The sequence below is a fragment of the Flavobacterium omnivorum genome, assembly GCF_900099915.1.
GTDB classification, from domain to species: domain Bacteria; phylum Bacteroidota; class Bacteroidia; order Flavobacteriales; family Flavobacteriaceae; genus Flavobacterium; species Flavobacterium omnivorum.
Map to the genome: position 1 here is coordinate 85,752 of NZ_FNDB01000009.1, position 19,298 is coordinate 105,049.

The following is a 19,298-nucleotide window of genomic DNA, read 5'->3' on the forward strand; positions in this document are numbered from 1 at the left end:
TTTAGAAATTCACTTTTAAATTAAAACCATAACTGGCTGGAGAAGGCATTTGCCCTATTTCGATACCTGGTAAAAGAGTATCTCCATTTAAGGCTGCGGTTTCAGGATCAAAAACAGGAAAGTCAGAAACAACAGCCAAGTCTCTTCCAAAAATGGCAAAGTCTAAACTTGTAATACCACTGTTTTTCAACCAGTATGAAGAGAATTTATATTGTAGACTTACTTCTCTCAATTTCACGAAGGAGGCATCAAAAGAATTTGATTCTACGTTCGCTCTGCGATAATAACGACTATACCAGTCTGGTGTTAACGCTTCTTTAGCATTAGGAGAATATGTATTGTCTGGATTTAAAACAACACCTTCGCCTATAATTACACCTTCCTCACGGCCTTTCATTGTTGACATTATTTTTCCCATTTCGGTTAGTTTATGATGAGTTTGCGAATAAACTATTCCTCCTAGTTGACCGTCAAGCATAACATTTAGGCTTAAATTTCCAAATTTAAAGCTGTTGTATAATCCTGCTTTCCAATTGGCATTTGCATCACCTATATATTGAATTTCATCTGGATAAGCTGGCAAACCTGCATTATCATATACGATTTGTCCATCTGGAGATCGTACAAAACCATACCCGTAAAGTGCGGTAGTTGTTCCACCCACTTTAGCAATTAAAGAAGCTGATCCTGCTGATCCTATGGTTTGTTGACCCTGAATTCCCTCGGCGAGTTCCATGACACGATTCCAGTTTTTAGACCAAGTTAAAGTTGAAGACCATTTAAATTTAGTAAAATCGATAATTTTACCCGTAAGAGTTAATTCCATTCCACGGTTTCGCACTTCGCCAGAATTCATAATCCCTGAACTGTATCCAGTGGTTATGTCTAAGGGCACCGCGATAATCTGATTTTTAGTTGTAGACTGATAAACTGTTGCGTCAAAATTAATACGGTTTTTAAATAATCGACCTTCAAAGCCCGTTTCAAAACTAGTCGTTATTTCCGGTTTAAAGGTGGCATTAAATAAGGTAGATGGAGCTACTGCTGAACTCGCAAAGGCAGATTGATCGTAATATTTACTAGTTCTGTAAGGATCTGTGTCATTACCAACCTGAGCCAAGGATAATCGGTATTTTAAATACTGAAAAGATTTTGGAAAATGGAAAATATCAGAAATAATGAAACTAGTATTGAGCGAAGGGTAAAAGAAAGAATTGTTTTGTACTGGTAAAGTACTGGACCAATCATTTCTTCCTGTTAGATCCAAAAAAACCTGATCTTTGAAAGATAAAGAAAGAATTCCATACAGACTGTTTACTTTTTTATAACTGTCATTTACACTTACAATTGGATTACTGACACCATTTGACAATTTATAAACATTGGGAACCACTAATCCTTCAACTTCAGCATCCATCCTCTGGTATTTATAACTCATTGCATTTCCCCCAGCTGAAACCGAAAGAGAAAAATGATCCGACAGCTTGTTTTTATAGTTCAATAAAAAATCAGAATTTACTTCCTGCATGAACACATCTTGGGCTCTAAAAAACCCTTTTACATAGCGATTGATACTGTACGGTCTTTTTTGTTCCCGATCCTGATGATAGGTATTTAAAGCGGTTCTAAGTAAAAGATCTAAATTAGGAGTCAACTGGATAGTAGCATTCAAATTTCCTACTATTTGATTGCTCGCTAATGAATTAGTAGCTTCATTGGCAATAAGGTAAGGATTATCAATATAACTACTAAAAGGCTGAAGTTGCTGTATCTGGGTTTTTCCTTTTTCCCAAATAGGTTTGTACCAATTAAGATCAGCATTTGGGTTTTGAAAAATTGTAAAGTAAGCAATAGATCCGTTGTTATATCCAGTACTTGGTAAATTATCACTCGATCTGTTGTTGTAGTTAATTACCGAAGCAATTTTGATTCTATCAGAAATTTTATAGTCTGCATTTACTGAAGCTGTAATTCTTTCAAATCCAGTATTTGGCATAATCCATTCATTTTTAGAATGACCAACTGACATTCGCATGGATCCATTTTTATCACCACCCTGAAGCGTAATATTATTATTTATAGTAATTCCAGTGCGCCAGAAATCTTTAATATTATTTTTATAGGGTTGCCAAAGTGTCCTTTCAGTCCCTTGCATTTCTGTTTTTGGATCATATTGAAAATAATATTGACCTTCAAATTTGGGACCCCAAGCGCTACTAGTAGAACCCGTATTACTTCCATCTGCTGAACTACCGTAAGAATAATAAGGATTTTTGTTTTTATCAAATGATTTGCCAGTGCCTTGTCCATATTCATATTGATAATCCGGCCAACGTTGAATAACATCAAAAGTGACTCCTGAGTTGTAGGTAATACCAAGCCCTTTGCTTGTTTTACCAGATTTTGTAGTAATGATTAAGGCCCCATTTGCGGCACGACTTCCGTACAGTGCTGTTGCTCCGGGGCCTTTTAACACCGTTACACTTTCGATGTCATCCATGTTCAGGTCTGAAATACCGTTACCAAAATCAACTGGAGAATCCTTACCCATGTAAGCACTACTAGAACCTGAACTAGTTATTTTACTATTCATAGGGACACCATCCACTACGATTAAAGCATTATTACCATTTGGATTGAGGGAATTGCTTCCTCTCAATGTTATTTGTTGGGAATTTAAAGGGCCTGAACCGGATGAAACAAAATTTAAACCAGCTACTTTTCCTTTTAATCCCGAAGACCAATTGTTAGGAGCGGTCTGAGCTAGGTTATCACCACTAATTGTTTGCTGTGAAAAACCCAATTGTTTTTCCTGTCTTTTAATTCCTAAAGCCGTAACGACTACTTCACTAAGAATATTTAGATTTTCAATTAATGTAATTTGTTGAAAACCATCATTTTTTAGTGAAATTTCTTTGGTGTCATAGCCAATGTATGAAACTGATAAAATAGCCAAAGCATTTGAGATGATAAGATTAAAATTCCCATCAAAATCTGTAGTTGTACTATTAGTTGTTCCTTTTTCAAGAACTGTCGCTCCAGGTAAAGACAAACCATTAACATCACTCACTTTTCCATTAATTACTTGCTGAGTGAGAGCAGGCTTAGTAACTGAAATTATATTATTAATTTTATGAAATTTAAAACCTGTTTTACGGGTTATCTTGTTTAAAATTACGTCCAAAGTTTCTTTGTTTACCACTAAAGTTAAACGCTGTGTTGAAGATGAAATTTTTTCATCAAAAAGAAAAGTACACTTCGTTTTCTTTTCTATCATGTCAAAAACTTCAATGATTTTAACTTCTCTTACATCAAGAGATAAATTTTCTATCTCTTCACCAGAAATAAATGAGGCTGCATTAACGCCTGAAAATAGAAAGAGGCAACTTAACAGATAAATGTATTTTGTTAATTTCAAGGGAATCAGAAATTGGTTTTTAAAATTCATTGCAATATTTTTTTAATATTTTTCGTATATTTAAAGAGTAACCCTCTTATTTGGTATTATTTTTAGTTTTGAATCTCGTTCTTGTTTTTTTCTCTTATATAAATTTGGTTTTGGGTTATAAATTCTATTTCAAGTTGTTTTACTACTGCGATACTTTGCAAAATATTATTTAAATTTTCTTTTTTGAATTTTCCAGTTATTCGAAGTTCTCGCAAATCATGAGAATCAAAAATTATAGAAACATTAAATTTATTTTCTAAAGTTTCTGCGGCTTCACCTAAGGTTGAATTGGTGAAAATTAAAGTGTTTTTGGTCCAAGCCAAAAAATCTTCATTTGTAGCAAATGACTGGACGGGAAGCATTGATTTTGAGAATTTAAGTTGCTGATTTTTGGTAAGAATAAATTTCCAAGAGGTGTTTTCTGTCGAATTCACTTCTACTATTCCGGTGAGAACCTTTATTTGATTAGACTGATTTTTATAGGCTTTAATCGTAAAAGACGTTCCTAATACTTTAGTTTCGAACTGTTCTGATTTGACAATAAAAGGACGATTAGGATTTTTTACTACTTTAAAATATGCTTCCCCACTAAGGATTAGATTTCTGTTGGTTTTAAAGTCCGAGGAATAACTTAGGCTACTATTTGCATTTAATAGTATTTGGCTACCGTCAGGCAAAAGGAGTGTTTTTTGCTCCCCTTTAGCAGTACTTTGAATTATTGTTCGATGGTTATATTCTGGATTGAATAAGAATACAATTCCAATTAGGGCAATTCCAATTGCTGCGATTGTAGCTGTTTTATAATATAAAGCGCGAAGTACTCCTTTTGGTTTACTTATTTTAGCATTAATACGATCGAGTATTGCCTTCCTTTTTTCTTCTGTAAAGAGGATCGTACTATTTTCTTCCTCTTCTATCCGTTTTTGAAAAAAGATTTCTACTACTTCTTTTTCGGATAAAGAACATTTATTTTGAGCGTATTTTTGAGCTAATAGTATGAAGTCTTCTTTTTGCAAAATGGATCTTTTACTATAAGTCCCATTTAAAGCTCATTTTACGTAGTAGAAAATCGAGTCTTAAAGATTTGTTAACTTGGGTTTATTTGGGTTAACATTGCAGCAACATTCCTGTAATAAATACCGAGAATTGGTATGGATCGATAGATTTTTTAAGCAACCTTAAGCCATCGCTAATATGTTTTTCTACAGTACGTACGGATATATTTAGCCTTAAGGCAATTTCAATATTGGTATAATTCTCTAATCGACTTAAAATTATTACTTCCTGACTTCTGGGAGGAAGTTTTTTTATTTCTCGAAATACATTAGCTTCAAATTCTTTATAAACTAAATTTTTATCTGATCTAGAAGGATTTGGAATGTTTTCGAGTATTTCAAGATGCCTGTTATCAAACTTCAAATCCCGTATGTGGTTCGCAACTTTGTTTTTCACGGCGCTAAGCAAATAGCCTTCTAAATTCGCAATAGACGTACTTTTCGATTTTTCCCAAAGGCTAATAAAAATCTCTTGAACAATATCTTCGCAAATAGCCTCTTCTTTATAAATTTTAAAAGCGTAGGAATACAATCTTTTCCAATACCGATCGAACAGTATTTCAAAAGCCACCTGGTCTTGGCTTTCTAACCGTTTTTGCAGCTCCGAATCCGATAATTTTAAAAGTGTTGTTTTCATTATTTTGTAGTTGCAACAAATGAAACCTATTTTAAGTTGCTTGAGGTCAAAGAGAGTTTAAGCTAAGGTTAACGAATGTCAATAATTTTTTGTTAGAGCAGTAACAATCTTGCACTGAATTAGATTTTCATGTACGTAAAAATGGAATCCTTCTCTAAAAGTCCATGTCCTATCCCTTTTTACTTTATAATAGAAGTAAAACAAATCTACTAGAAGAGTTGCTTCATTCCTCATTATCAAACTAATCCACCAATAGTTACAAAAAATAAATCAGTAAATTAATATAATTTTTAATACATGTTAACCAAATGGTTATACCACATATTTAAATAAGATGACCAAATAAAAATTAGAAAATACGGAAATAGAAACATTAAATGCCGCCAAAGAAATATTTCAACAAAAAGAATGGATGGAGCTAGAATGCAAGAAATTACAGATAAAGCTAACATCAACAGAGCCTTACTGCATTATTACTTTAGAAGCTAGCAACTACTATTTAAAGCAGTTTTCAAAAGCGCCTTCTCTTTATTGGCAACACAACTGAACAAAGTATTGAACGATGACAGTGATTTATTTGAAAAAATAACAAAACTTACAGATTGCTATATCCATTTGTAATCAAACATCCGTATTTACCCAATTTTGTTATTCAAGAGTTAAACAAAAATCCTGAATTTATCATGAAACTTCGTTCCCATGCAAATTTTCCAACCATAGACAAATTCAAAAGCAAGTGACCGATGCGATCAAAGAAAGGATAATAAAAACTTCCAAAGATTGTTTGAATGCACAAGCGACTGATCAGTCAGAGGTTATAGGATTTCCTATCGCAAGGTCTTGTGTAACACCTTTAAACAAGGACCATTATCGAGCTTCATTAGATGACAATCAACAGTTTGTCATTACTTCACTACTAGATTTTACATTGTAAAGCCATATATCTGGTCTAATTCAGCTGAAAACCGAGTGTATTTAAGACAATATCTGAAGTAAAAATACGTCGGAGCATTGTGATGTTCCAAAATAGTGTCCCGGATAAATTGTTAGTTTTAGAAAAAAAAAAAATAGCTATGTGATAAATGTTACTGTACACAAAATTTAAACGGCTAATCTTTGCATCATAAAATTTATGATTATGGAATATATCGGGTATTTTTCTTCAATACTTATAGGCGTAGCGTTAGGACTAATTGGCGGTGGCGGAAGCATTCTTACGGTCCCCGTTTTAGTTTATTTATTTGCTATTGAGCCTGTCTTAGCAACAGCTTACTCGCTATTTATTGTGGGACTTACAAGCGCTGTGGGTTCTGTGGGTTATTTCAAAAAAGGGTTGGTAAATATCAAAACAGCCATTGTTTTTGGTATTCCATCAATTATTGCCGTTTTTACTACACGAGCTTTAATCGTTCCTGCAATTCCTAAAGTTTTATTTTCTACTGATAATTTTACCTTGACCAAAGATTTATTTTTAATGTTACTTTTTGCTGTTATCATGATCTTTGCTTCGTACAGCATGATAAAAGAAGACAAAAAAAATTCAATGGAAGCACCACAAGCACAAAAGTTCAACTACCCAATTATACTTCTTGAAGGAGCAGTCGTCGGAATAATCACTGGATTAGTAGGTGCTGGAGGTGGCTTTTTAATTATTCCTGCCTTAGTAATTTTGAGCAAATTGCCCATGAAAGAGGCCGTTGGAACTTCATTAGTAATTATTGCGGCTAAATCGTTGATTGGTTTCTTTGGCGAAAGTGGTGAAAATGGCGTAAATTGGCAATTCCTATTTACGATTTCAGCCTTTGCCATTGTTGGAATCTTCATTGGTACTGCATTATCTAAAAAAGTAGATGGAGCAAAACTTAAACCCGCTTTTGGTTGGTTTGTTTTAGTGATGGGAATCTACATTATAACCAAAGAGCTTTTTCTAAAATAAACAGAGTGGACTACAAATCCAAAGAGGTGATTTGGCGCAATGAGATCTTTTTACTTAAAATAGTAGTCTCCGTTACAACAACTTTGTCAAATTAGTGCATACTGTTTCATCCAAAATAAAAAATCCATACCACCTACAATAGGAATTCCTTTTCGATAAAAATTGAAAGGAATTTTTTTTGTTTTGTGCACTTTTGTGATTACAGGCAGATAAATAACGCATAAAACACATCTTAGCTATTAAATCATATAAATACTTGAAAATAAACTACTTACAACTTTAATTGCATTAAAAATATTCTTAAATTAGTGGTCAAAAATAAATCAATAGTTCAATTTATAAGTGCCCTTTTATAAAAATATTGTGAATTTTTCAGGAAAGTAATGGGGTTCTAACTGCTATTATTTTTTTAGTACTTGTATTAAATGGTAGTGCTATGAAGTGTATTTCTTGATTTTTTTACATTTTGAATTATTAATTAAAATAATGCGGATTAAATTAATCTCACCTTTTATAAAACCAATAAAAATGGAAACTTCAAAAACAATTTATGAATTACACGAAGAGCACAAAACATGGATAAACAAGCTTTTGTTTTACAAAGACGAACTTTCCATTATGGCAAATCGACTAGCTGAAGTAGCTGCTAAAAACACTTCAAATGAGGTACGCTCCGCTATAGACCACTTTCAAAATCTGCTTGTTATTCAAAACGAAGAGATTGATATTTTAAATCATGATATAAAAAGTCACGAATCTTTTCTTGAAGGAGCCATAAGTAAAAATGCTGCTAATATTGAGTATGAAAAATTTTCAGATCATAAAAAACACCGCGAAAGCATCGCTATTTTCGAAAAAATATTCAAAGATTTACGAGAAGAGTTGATTGATTTTCTGTCAAAATGGATGTAATTTTTAAAATATCAATTGTTACGATATGCAATTTGATAATCGAAAACAAAGCCACAACAAGAAGTATAACGGGAATTATTTCCCTGTTCCTTTTTTGAGTTACGCATTAGATTATTCAGTTAAAAAAGCCTGTGTAACATTAGTCACCAACTATAAGGGAAACATGTCCTAATTTTGTCAAATAAATTATGAACTAAAAAATTAAAGATATGTTTTTTCAAAACGTTTACGACAAGAGTCTTGCTCAAGCAAGTTATTTTATTGGTTGCCAGAAAGCTGGAGTAGCAGCAGTAATTGATGCTAAAAGGGACGTAGATACGTATATCGAAATCGCCAAACAGAACAATATGAAAATTACTCATATTTTAGAAACGCACATCCACGCAGATTTCCTTGCAGGATCTAGAGAACTTGAGGCTTTGACAGAGGCTGAGCTATATCTTTCGGATGAAGGTGGATCCGACTGGAAATACGAATTCCCACATTCAGGATTAAAAGATGGTGATGTCATTAAAGTAGGTAACCTAAAAATAGAAGTAATTCATACTCCAGGACATACTCCGGAAAGTATTAGTTTTTTGCTAACGGATACTCCGGCAAGCGATGAACCTGTAATGTTATTCACTGGGGATTTTGTTTTCGTTGGAGATGTAGGAAGACCTGATTTACTCGAAAAAGCAGCAGGAATGAAAGGTACCCAAGATATTGGTGCTAAACAAATGTATCAATCTATTAAAAAATTTGAATCCTTACCGGACTTCATCCAAGTATGGCCTGGTCACGGAGCAGGTTCTGCTTGTGGAAAAGCATTAGGAGCGGTTCCTAGTACAACAGTAGGTTACGAAAAAATTAGAAACTGGGCTTTTCAGTATGAAAATGACGAACCTGGATTTGCAAATTATTTATTGGAGGGTCAACCAGAACCGCCTAAGTATTTTGCAATGATGAAAAAGCTAAATAAAGTAGATCGTTCACTGCTCACTGAAGTTCCTAAATTGAAAAAATTAGATTACACTGAATTAGTAGCGGCTTTAGCCAAAGGAACTAAATTAATTGATGCTAGAGACAAAACGGAATTTTCCAAAGGTTTTATACCCGGAAGTATTAACATTCAGGGAAACAATTCTTTTGCCACATGGGCAGGATGGTATCTTACGTATGAGGAGCCTTTTATCCTGCTTGCAGAGGAATCGCAATTGGATGATTTAACTAGAAAACTAATGAGAATAGGATTAGATCACATTCAAGGATACGTTCCATCTACAAATATATGGGAAGAACATGGCGGTACTTTAGAGACTGTAAATCAAATTTCATTGGAAGAATTTAAAACCTTACAACAAGATAAAAATGTTCAGATAGTTGACCTTCGTGGTGTTTCTGAATACAACGCAGGGCACATAAAAGGAGCTGATAACGTATTTGTAGGTACATTAGTAAACAATATGGATCAAATAAGCAAAGATAAAAAAGTAGTAATCCATTGTCAAGGTGGAGACAGAGCTGCAATTGCCTATTCCTTACTCGCACGAAACGGTTATAAAAACGTGCTGAACTATTCTCCTGGAATGAATGAATGGACCAACCAAAACAATGCTGTTGAATACTAAAAAAACTTAATTATGTTTGGAATTTTCAAAAATATATTTTCAAAAAAAGACACAACTCAAATGGAAAAATTAATAAAAGAGGGCGCATTTCTAGTAGATGTTCGCACACCAGCAGAATTCGCTGAAGGTCATGTAAAAGGATCAACAAATATTCCTTTAGATCAAGTTCCTAATCAATTGGCTCAATTTAAAGGAAAAGACCAAATTATTGTTTTCTGCCGAAGTGGTAATCGCAGTGGTCAAGCCAAAATGATTTTGGAAAGAAATGGCTTTAAAAATGTTACCAATGGCGGAACTTGGCAGGATGTAAATGAAGTCCTAAACAGTTAAGAAGCTGAATTATAAAAATAGTGTCCAGTTTAAAGCAACTGAAATAGTTGTTTTTAAACTGCACAATTATTTAGGTAGGATTTGATAGCCTTATAATTCGAATGATTTTTTAACTACTTTAAATAAAAGAGTAAATTTGAGGGATTCAATATCAGATGTAGCGCTTTGTCCAGTTAAATTCAAAACGGTATTTTCAAAGCTTCCCTTTTAAACTAATTCGAAAAAAAATATTATGGAGACGAAAAAACCAGGCAATAAAGACTTGATTTTAAGAGAGAAATTGGCTTTACAGCGCACTATTTTGGCCAATCAATCTACTTTTCTTTCCTTTTTGAGGACATCAATGTATTTTCTAATTGCTGGCTTGAGTTTGAGAAACCTACTAAAAGTTGAAAATAGTCTCTTGATTGAAATTGCTCTTTTTGTCACTTCGTTTGTGATTTTTGTTTTAGGAATACTCAATTTTTTCAAACACAGGAAATCCATCGCCAATAATAAAAAGCATATTGGTGATTATCAACTAGAATATTATGAGATGTAAAGAACCTCTTTTTTAAATTTTCAAATTAATAAATATGAGCCTTGGAAACTAGTACGACCAAATTAGGATTGAAAAATAATTGGAAACAATTTACACTGCTAGTTATTGTTAATGCCTTTGTGGGTGGAATGATAGGAATGGAACGAACCATTATTCCAAAGTTTGCCGAAATAGAATTTGGCATTGCCTCAAAAACAGCACTTCTCTCTTTTATCATAGCCTTTGGGATTACAAAAGCCATAACGAATTATTTTACGGGTAAGTTAGCAAACCGTTTTGGTAGAAAAAATTTACTTTTATTCGGTTGGGTTTTGGCACTGCCGATACCCTTTATTTTGATATATGCTGAATCATGGAATTGGGTAATTTTTGCTAATATTCTGTTAGGAATTAGCCAAGGACTCACTTGGAGCAGTACGGTAGTGATGAAAATTGATCTGGTAGGAGAAAAAGATCGTGGACTAGCGATGGGACTTAACGAGTTTGCTGGTTATTTCGCCGTTGGGTTGGTCGCCTTTCTCTCTGGTTATATTGCACAAAAATATGGCATTACACCCTACCCTTTTTACTTGGGAATTGGAATTTCTATAATTGGATTTCTATTGACTTTATTTTTTGTAAAGGATACTAGAAAATTTGTCCAACAAGAAAACACAACCAATACAACGCAAAAATTAGAAAATATTTTTTTGGAAACCACTTTCAAAAACAAAACATTAAGTGCTATAACGCAGGCTGGATTAGTCAATAACCTGAATGATGGTATGATCTGGGGACTTTTGCCTATTGTTTTGCTTTCGTTGAATTATGATTCTCAGAATATTGGAATTATAACCGCCATTTATCCAACAGTTTGGGGTTTTGGACAATTAATAACCGGAAAAATGTCCGATGTTTATTCAAAAAAAAAGATGTTATTTTGGGGAATGCTACTGCAAGGAATAGCGATACTTTTTATTCCTTTTGCTTCAGCATTTTATCAACTAGCAGCAATTTCAGCTTTTTTGGGATTGGGAACCGCTTTAGTGTACCCTATTTTTTTATCTGCCATCGCACAGGCGACAACTCCGCATCAAAGAGCGGAAAGTATAGGTACATTCAGACTTTGGAGAGATTTAGGATATGCGATAGGCGCCATTATTTCTGGAATAACAGCTGATTTATTTGGTATAAATTATGCCATTATAGTAATAGGTGTCATCACTATTGTATCGTCCCTAATTATTGAAATCCGAATGCCACAAGACGCTTTATAAAAAATTAAAAATGCTAGAAATAAATCAAAAAAAAATTATTTTAGAAAACAATAATTAAAATGGAACCAAAAAAATCAAATAAATCTACTATTCAAAATATTGTTTTTATAGTGTTAATAGCACTGCTTTTGTTTAGTCCCATAGGCACTTTTGTGAAAATTCACTTAAACCGGTTAATTGCTTTCTCTCCCAAAACAATTGCTGTAAAAGATCAAAAAGAACTCTCGACTTATCAGTGGCTTTTAAAAGATGGCACTGGAAAGACGGTTTCATTAAAAGCATACAAAGGAAAAATAGTATTCATTAATTTCTGGGCTACTTGGTGTCCTCCTTGTATTGCCGAAATGCCGAGTATTCAAAAATTATATACTGATTATCAAGACAAGATGGTCTTTTTATTTATCACAACGGATTCTTTTGAAAAAGCAAATGCTTTTATGGTCAAGGAAAATTTAACACTTCCCGTTTATCAATCAATTACAAATCCGCCTTTAGAAATGGAATCATCAACAATTCCGGCAACCTATCTTATTGATCAATCAGGAAATGTGATTGTAGCCAAAATTGGAACAGCAAATTGGAACAGTGATTCGTTCCGAGAAAAGTTAGACGAGTTATTAAAGAAATAAAATCAAGAGCATTTTTTACTTTTTTTTTCTTGTGTGACAAAAGTAACACAACTACTCCTTAATAAATTTGATCTTTGCATCAATAAATCAACAAATATGGAAATTTTAGAAATAATCAAACAACCTTGGCCTTGGTATATTGCAGGACCATTAGTTGGACTTACTGTACCAGCATTATTGCTCATTGGAAACAAATCATTTGGAATTAGCGCTTCATTACGTCATACTTGTGCCATGTGTTTGCCGGCAAATATTGCCTTTTTCAAATACGATTGGAAAAAAGAAATCTGGAATATGTTTTTCGTTTTCGGTATTTTACTTGGTGGCGTTATCGCGTTCCAATTTTTATCAAATCCAGATCCGATATTGATAAACGATAATCTAAAAACAGAGCTGTCTACTTACGGAATTACATCTATTTATGGTATGTTGCCAGAACAATTGTTCTCTTGGGAAAGTTTGTTCACCCTTAAAGGATTTTTCATGATGGTTATTGGAGGTTTCTTTATTGGTTTCGGTTCCCGTTATGCAGGAGGTTGCACTAGTGGACATTCCATTTCAGGTTTGTCGAATTTACAATTGCCATCGCTTATAGCAACGTGTTGTTTCTTTATTGGCGGATTGATTATGGCTAATTTTATTTTACCCTTCATTCTTTCTCTTTAAAAAATTAATTATGCAAATTAAAGATCAAAATACAGATTTCGAAACGCGTTCTTTAGATACGGTCTGTATCAACGAGAGTCATTTAGAACACAAATGGTATCACAATTTAAAATACTTAATCATAGGTATATTATTTGGTATTGTATTTATCAAAGCTGAAGTAATCAGCTGGTATCGCATTCAGGAAATGTTTCGGTTTCAATCTTTTCACATGTATGGAATTATAGGAAGCGCCGTTGTAGTGGGAATGCTATCTATTTTTATTATCAAAAAGTTTAATATTAAAACCATTTACGGCGAGAAAATCGAATTTCACGACAAAACGTTCAACAAAGGACAAATATATGGCGGACTGATCTTTGGACTCGGTTGGGCAGTAACAGGAGCGTGTCCAGGACCCTTGTTTGCACAAATAGGAACTGGAGCTACTGTGATGATTGTTACCTTGTTGGCTGCTGTAGCAGGAACTTGGATATATGGCTATTTTAGAGAGAAACTTCCTCATTAAAAAATTATGAACACTGAAAAACAAAATATAGTCCAATTTAAATCACTCGTAAAAAGGCTGATTCAACTGTTTACAACCATTATCTTCTTAGTAATGGCATTGTTTCTAGTTTTGTTTTTCAATTCAACAATCACAACTTGGTTTCAAAACAGTGATAGCAATACTGATTCCCTTTATACCGATGCCAAGCAAAAGGTGATTTTGCAAAATGAAATAGCAAAATTCTGGAAACCAGCAGACATAGATCTGATTACAGATACTATTTTAAAGCAAGAAGTGGAATATGGTAAAGACTTAATTGCTCATACGGCTAAATATTTAGGTCCAAAGGGTAGTATAAAACAAATCAGCAATGGTATGAATTGCAACAATTGCCACTTAGATGCAGGTACAAAACCATGGGGAAATAATTATGGCTCCGTATATTCCATGTATCCAAAGATGCGAGCAAGGAGTGGTCAAGTTGAAAATTTATACAAAAGAGTCAATGATTGCATGGAACGAAGCTTAAATGGCCAACCGCTCCAAGAAGATGAAAAAGAGATGAAAGCCATGATAGCGTATATAGAATATATTGGGAGTACTGTTCCAAAAGGAAAAGAGGCAAATGCGGCTGGAATTTATGATTTAGAGTATTTAAATCGTGCCGCCAATCCAATCAAAGGGAAAGTGTTATATGATGCTAAATGCGCCAGTTGCCATCAAGTCAATGGTCAGGGAATTTTAGCCGAAGATAAAAAAGAATATACCTATCCACCGCTTTGGGGTACTAATTCCTATAATAGCGGGGCAGGATTGTTTAGAATCAGTCGTTTTGCAGGATACATAAAATACAACATGCCGTTAGGTGCAACTTATGAAAATCCGCAATTATCTGATGAGGAGTCTTGGGATATCGCAGCTTATGTCGAAAGTCTTGAAAGGCCATCAAAGGACCTAAGTAAGGATTGGCCTAAAATTTCTAAAAAACCAATCGATCATCCTTTTGGGCCCTATTCTGATAAATATTCTGAAACACAACATAAATTCGGACCGTTTAAACTTATTAAAGAAGCAAAAAAGAAAATGGAAGAAGCGGCCGAAAAATTGAAATCTAAAAAATAAAATAAATGAGAAATCTAAAATTGATTGTTCTAGTAGGATTTTTTGCAGTTAGTGCTTTTGCTCAAAAAAGAGCGAATCATCACAAAATTGTTTTTCAATTTACAAATGCTGTAGATACCTTGCAACAAAAAGCATTTATAAACCAGCTCAATAATCTTACCGCGCATTGGCCAAATGCCAAATATGAAGTTGTCATTCACAGTATGGGTCTTCCCTTTGTTATGTCAGGTAAATCGAAGCAATTAAATGCGATAAAAGCGCTTCGTGCAAAAGGAGTTCGCTTTTTAGTATGCGAAAACACAATGAAAAATCAAAAAGTAACGAAAGACCAATTAATTCCCGAAGTAGAATATGTAAAAGTAGGAATTGCTGAAATTGTAGAAAAACAAGAGCAAGGATGGAGCTATATCAAAGGTGGATTCTAATTAAAAAAGAATACTTTTTGCACTAAACTACACCGTTTTTTTAGCTGTAGTTTTTCAATAAAAAATTGACTACAGAATGAACCTAAAAACTAAAAACGATGAGTAATAACCGAAGAGATTTTCTAAAATCAGTGGGAACATTAGGGCTTGGAGCTACGATGATTTCACCTATTTCCGCTATTACAAATACAAATCAAAGGGAAGAATTAGACCTAAATAAAGAAATTGATAGTACTAAACCGCAAACCATTACTATTCTTCAAACCACTGATGTGCATTGTCAGATTCATCCGCACGACGAATTGTTTTGGGAAAATGAAAAAGTAGTTTTTAGAAAAACAGGTGGCTATGCCTACATGGCAACCTTGTTGAAAAAATTAAAAAAGAAAAACCCAAACACCTATATTATTGACACCGGCGATATGTTTCAGGGTAGCGAATTAAGTGTAGAAACTACTGGCGAAGCTTTTGTTCCCATTCTAAATGCCTTAGATTATGATTTATATTTGCCCGGAAATTGGGAAGTAATTTACGGAAAAAAGAAAATGCAAACGTTATTAGGATCCCTTGATGCACCAAAAATTTGTACTAATATGTACCATGATTTAGGAGAGGGAAAACGAGGCGAACTTATTTTTCAACCCTATACCATTTGGCATATTGCCGGAGCAAAAATTGGTTTTCTAGGCTACACGGATCCTTTAGTACCGTTGCGACAAAGCCCAAATTACAGCAAAGGAATTTTATATACCAATCCCGAGGAAAATCTAGCACATTATGTAGATGTGCTACGAAATCAAGAACAATGCAGCTATGTAATCATGATCGCACATCTAGGGTTGTCGCAGCAAATTGCACTAGCAAACCGACCGGAATGCAAAGGGGTCAACTACATTTTAGGTGGAGACACACACGAACGGGTTCGTAAACCCATTGTTTGTACTTATGCTAAAGTGGTAGAGCCAGGTGCATTTGGTTCTTTTATTGGAAAATTAGATTTGACTATCCTCAACGGAAAAGTAATCGAAGACAATTATGAATTAATAGAAGTCGACTCGCCTTTAATAAAAGCAGATCCATCTATCGAAAAATTATTAAAAGAGAAAGAAGCGGTTTATCACGAAAAAATTAATCAAATTATTGGTTACAGTACAATACCATTGTACCGCTATTTTGTGGTTGAAAACCCAATTGACACTATGATTTTGAATGCATTACATTGGAAATTTCCTGAAATAGACATTAATCTTTCAAATGGATTCCGCTTTTGCCCACCTAAAACTACCCCGGACGAAACAGGAAATATTCCCATTACAAGCGGATTTATTTATGATATGCTTCCTGTTGATAGTACGGTAAGGACCGCAAAAGTTACTGGAAAGCAACTGAAAAATTGGTTGGAGAAAGAACTTAATAATGTTTTTGCCCAAGATGCTTCAAAACGTTTTGGTGGTTGGGTTGTAAAATTCAAAGGGATGGAAGTACGATTCAATGCATTTGCCGATATTGACAAAAGAGTACAAAGCATCACCGTGAAAAATACACCATTAGATCCTGAAAAAATGTATTCCATAATGGCCTGTGAACGTGACGGCGATCCTATAGATATGCTTTGTAGAATGAAAGGCGTTCTGGATGCCAAAAACACTACAGCAACCTTGCATTCAGTGATGAAGGAATATTTAAAGCTAAATTCGCCCGTTACGCCAAAACCAGAAAAAAACGCCATCATCCTAGATGCTCCAGAAACCTTGCTTTCACAAGTAACCGGCGTTGATTATACTTTCAGATAATTTTTTTTTAATCCTAAAGTAAAAAGTCGTAAAGCCGAATGCCTAAAGCACTCGGCTTTATTTTTTGGGTCAATGTGATAAAAGTTACTTCCCATTTAGATTGATGAGATTATTTTTGTTACAATTCTAAACGTACAAAAATGAAAAAATTTTTGGTATTAATTTATATGATTATTGCTTTGATTTTTGTGACTAATGCAATAGCACAACATCAAGAAATAGCAGAAAAACCAACAGTTTGGAAAGAAAAAAGTAACGAAAAGATTGATTCAACCTCGATTTTAAATGCTTTTAAAAATGGAAATTTCAGTGGTCACTTTCGCTACTTTTTTATGGGTACAAATAATGAAAGTGGCTTGTCGGATTACTTCGCTAATGCTCTTGGAGGTGGCGTTAAATTTGAGACAGCTCAATTTCATAATTTTCAATTTGGTGTCAGCGGCTATTACATTTATGATATTGGTTCTTCTGATTTTTCTAAAAAAGATCCAATAACCAATTTATCCAACAGGTATGAAGTGGCTCTTTTTGATTTACAAAATGCATCAAGTAAAGGCAATTTAAGCCGATTAGAAGAATTATACTTAAAATATAATTTTAAAAAATCAACCATAACTCTTGGAAAACAGCTATTAAACACCTCCTTTATAAACCTACAAGATGGTAGAATGCGGCCTACAGAAGTAGATGGAATTTGGATAGATTTTAATGAAATCAAAAAAACAAAAATTAACATCGGCTACTTATATGGGATTTCACCACGAAGCACAATGAAGTATTTCAGAATTGGGGAATCCATTGGTATTTATCCAACAGGAGTCAACCCTGATGGAACAAAATCAGAATATGCTGGAAATCTAGACAGCAACGGTGTTTATATTATTGGAATCCAAAATGAATCGGTATACAATTTAAAAACACTCCTGTGGAATCAGTACGCAGAGAATTTATTCAATTCGGCCCTGTTCCAAATGGACTACACCTACCCTTTAAATCATAATTCAAAACTACTTTTAGGTTTTCAAACGATATACCAAAATGCACTAAATGAGGGAGGAAATCTAGATCCACGCAAAACCTATTTTCAAAAAAATGGCAGCTCACAGACCTTTGGTGGTAGACTCGGATGGAAAACAAAAGCCATCGAATGGACTTTAAATTACAATCGAATTACTGCTAAAGGACGGTATTTAATGCCGCGCGAATGGGGACGAGATCCATTTTATACCTTTATGCCTAGAGAACGAAATGAAGGTTTTGGGGATGTAGAAGCCGTAATGACTAAAATACAATATACGAATCCTAAAAAAACATTCAAATCGCATTTAGCAGTGGGATATATTGATTTACCAGATGTGAAAAACGTTGCGTTAAATAAATATGGTATGCCTTCCTATTTGCAAACTAATGCGGACATACGATATGAATTTCAAGGGCTCCTAAAAGGTTTTGATGCACAATTGTTATATGTACACAAGTTCAATGTGGGGGAAACTTACGACAATAAAAATTATATTTTCAATAAAACTAACATGAGCAATATCAATTTTATACTCAATTTTAATTTTTAAAAAATTTCCTTCTTAATCTAAATGATAAAACTTCTTAATTAAATAATCTACAATAAAATAGACCAACACACCCAAAAGCGCAAGTGTTAGTAGTAAACTGATGAGATTGAGTACAATATTAGGAATAAACTTTAAACGAGGATGCGTCAGCACAGGATCGCGATGGAGTCTGGCGTGAAAGGTTTCCTTTGCTATTTTGATTTTCTTTTTGATAGTAAATGATTTTTTAAAACAATAATATGCCTTTAATCAAATGTCATACTAAGATCTTATTTGGAAAAAACTAAAGTAAGCAATAATTTTAATATAAATCGGTTTTAAAACAAGCAGAATAGTTCTGAATTGAAAAATGTTGCTTGTTTAACGATTTCATTACCAATATTTTTGTATCTGTATTCTTTTATTATCAGTTTAAATTCTTTTGATATTGCCTCGATTTTTTAAGAAAATAACCTCAATAATTTTGCTGATCATTTCAGACTCGATTTTTAACTGATTCGATAAAACTTCAATTATATCCTTTTCTTCTTTTTCTAATGTTCCGTCGGCGAGTAATACTTCTAATGCAAGGGCAAAAACGGTTTCTTTATCTTCTTCCTTAATCTGTTTACAACAAGCAGATATGTATTTTAATTGTCCAACCTCTGCTCTTAAATTAAATGACTTTGTGTATAGAGGTGCAATGTCGATTCCTACAAATTTCTCTTTAGAATGCAATAATCTTGATAATGCAGCTTTTTCAGAATCTTTAATTTGATTGTCGGCAGAAATACAGGAGTATAAAATCCCAACCCAAGCTTCAAAATCTGACGCTACCCAATTTTGATCCTCCTTGTTTTTATCTTCAAATGAACTCATGTTTAGTATTTGTTTTAGG

At 33.7% G+C, this 19,298-nt stretch carries 17 protein-coding genes; 13 read left to right on the forward strand and 4 right to left on the reverse strand.

Going from position 1 to position 19,298, the window contains the following annotated elements; translation table 11 throughout:
- Position 1: 1 nt before the first annotated feature.
- From BLS90_RS10340 to BLS90_RS10350, 3 genes are all read right to left on the reverse strand, one after another.
- A complete protein-coding gene (locus BLS90_RS10340; RefSeq protein ID WP_091257570.1) occupies positions 2 to 3,448 on the reverse strand; it encodes a SusC/RagA family TonB-linked outer membrane protein in 3,447 nt (1,148 codons plus the stop codon).
- A gap of 62 nt (positions 3,449 to 3,510) precedes the next feature.
- Positions 3,511 to 4,464 carry a FecR family protein gene (locus BLS90_RS10345; RefSeq protein ID WP_091257571.1) on the reverse strand — a complete coding sequence of 318 codons (954 nt, stop codon included), beginning with the start codon at positions 4,462 to 4,464 and terminating at the stop codon, positions 3,511 to 3,513.
- Positions 4,465 to 4,555: 91 nt separating this feature from the next.
- The gene (locus BLS90_RS10350) at positions 4,556 to 5,140 is read right to left on the reverse strand and encodes an RNA polymerase sigma factor (RefSeq protein WP_091257572.1); all 585 of its coding nucleotides are present in this window, start codon (positions 5,138 to 5,140) and stop codon (positions 4,556 to 4,558) included.
- A gap of 1,138 nt (positions 5,141 to 6,278) precedes the next feature.
- On the opposite strand from BLS90_RS10350, the gene BLS90_RS10355 reads away from it, so the two are divergent.
- From BLS90_RS10355 to BLS90_RS10415, 13 genes are all read left to right on the forward strand, one after another.
- A complete protein-coding gene (locus BLS90_RS10355; RefSeq protein WP_091257573.1) occupies positions 6,279 to 7,076 on the forward strand; it encodes a sulfite exporter TauE/SafE family protein in 798 nt (265 codons plus the stop codon).
- A gap of 528 nt (positions 7,077 to 7,604) precedes the next feature.
- Positions 7,605 to 7,988 (forward strand): hypothetical protein, encoded by a 384-nt coding sequence (locus BLS90_RS10360; RefSeq protein ID WP_139171411.1) that lies wholly within the window; start codon positions 7,605 to 7,607, stop codon positions 7,986 to 7,988.
- A gap of 209 nt (positions 7,989 to 8,197) precedes the next feature.
- Entirely contained in the window at positions 8,198 to 9,598 is a 1,401-nt protein-coding gene (locus BLS90_RS10365) for an MBL fold metallo-hydrolase (protein WP_091257575.1), read from the forward strand.
- Between the two features lie 60 nt (positions 9,599 to 9,658).
- On the forward strand, positions 9,659 to 9,928 hold the full coding sequence (locus BLS90_RS10370; protein ID WP_245705088.1) for a rhodanese-like domain-containing protein: 270 nt from the start codon (positions 9,659 to 9,661) through the stop codon (positions 9,926 to 9,928).
- Positions 9,929 to 10,160: 232 nt separating this feature from the next.
- Positions 10,161 to 10,469 carry a DUF202 domain-containing protein gene (locus BLS90_RS10375; protein ID WP_091257576.1) on the forward strand — a complete coding sequence of 103 codons (309 nt, stop codon included), beginning with the start codon at positions 10,161 to 10,163 and terminating at the stop codon, positions 10,467 to 10,469.
- Between the two features lie 41 nt (positions 10,470 to 10,510).
- Positions 10,511 to 11,725 (forward strand): MFS transporter, encoded by a 1,215-nt coding sequence (locus BLS90_RS10380; RefSeq protein WP_245705089.1) that lies wholly within the window; start codon positions 10,511 to 10,513, stop codon positions 11,723 to 11,725.
- A gap of 59 nt (positions 11,726 to 11,784) precedes the next feature.
- Positions 11,785 to 12,354 (forward strand): TlpA family protein disulfide reductase, encoded by a 570-nt coding sequence (locus BLS90_RS10385; RefSeq protein ID WP_091257577.1) that lies wholly within the window; start codon positions 11,785 to 11,787, stop codon positions 12,352 to 12,354.
- A gap of 102 nt (positions 12,355 to 12,456) precedes the next feature.
- Positions 12,457 to 13,020: a YeeE/YedE family protein gene (locus BLS90_RS10390; RefSeq protein ID WP_073354932.1), complete on the forward strand. Its 564-nt coding sequence runs from the start codon at positions 12,457 to 12,459 to the stop codon at positions 13,018 to 13,020.
- A gap of 10 nt (positions 13,021 to 13,030) precedes the next feature.
- Positions 13,031 to 13,528, forward strand: coding sequence for a DUF6691 family protein (locus tag BLS90_RS10395; protein WP_091257578.1), 498 nt, complete (start codon positions 13,031 to 13,033; stop codon positions 13,526 to 13,528).
- A 6-nt stretch (positions 13,529 to 13,534) separates the two neighbouring features.
- Entirely contained in the window at positions 13,535 to 14,632 is a 1,098-nt protein-coding gene (locus BLS90_RS10400) for a c-type cytochrome (RefSeq protein WP_220083878.1), read from the forward strand.
- Between the two features lie 5 nt (positions 14,633 to 14,637).
- A complete protein-coding gene (locus tag BLS90_RS10405) occupies positions 14,638 to 15,057 on the forward strand; it encodes a DsrE family protein (protein ID WP_091257580.1) in 420 nt (139 codons plus the stop codon).
- A gap of 98 nt (positions 15,058 to 15,155) precedes the next feature.
- On the forward strand, positions 15,156 to 16,850 hold the full coding sequence (locus BLS90_RS10410) for a bifunctional metallophosphatase/5'-nucleotidase (protein ID WP_091257581.1): 1,695 nt from the start codon (positions 15,156 to 15,158) through the stop codon (positions 16,848 to 16,850).
- A 140-nt stretch (positions 16,851 to 16,990) separates the two neighbouring features.
- Positions 16,991 to 18,421: an OprD family outer membrane porin gene (locus BLS90_RS10415; RefSeq protein WP_091257582.1), complete on the forward strand. Its 1,431-nt coding sequence runs from the start codon at positions 16,991 to 16,993 to the stop codon at positions 18,419 to 18,421.
- Between the two features lie 411 nt (positions 18,422 to 18,832).
- Here BLS90_RS10415 and BLS90_RS10420 read toward each other — a convergent pair whose 3' ends face one another.
- Positions 18,833 to 19,279 carry a tellurite resistance TerB family protein gene (locus BLS90_RS10420; protein ID WP_091257583.1) on the reverse strand — a complete coding sequence of 149 codons (447 nt, stop codon included), beginning with the start codon at positions 19,277 to 19,279 and terminating at the stop codon, positions 18,833 to 18,835.
- Positions 19,280 to 19,298: the final 19 nt, after the last annotated feature.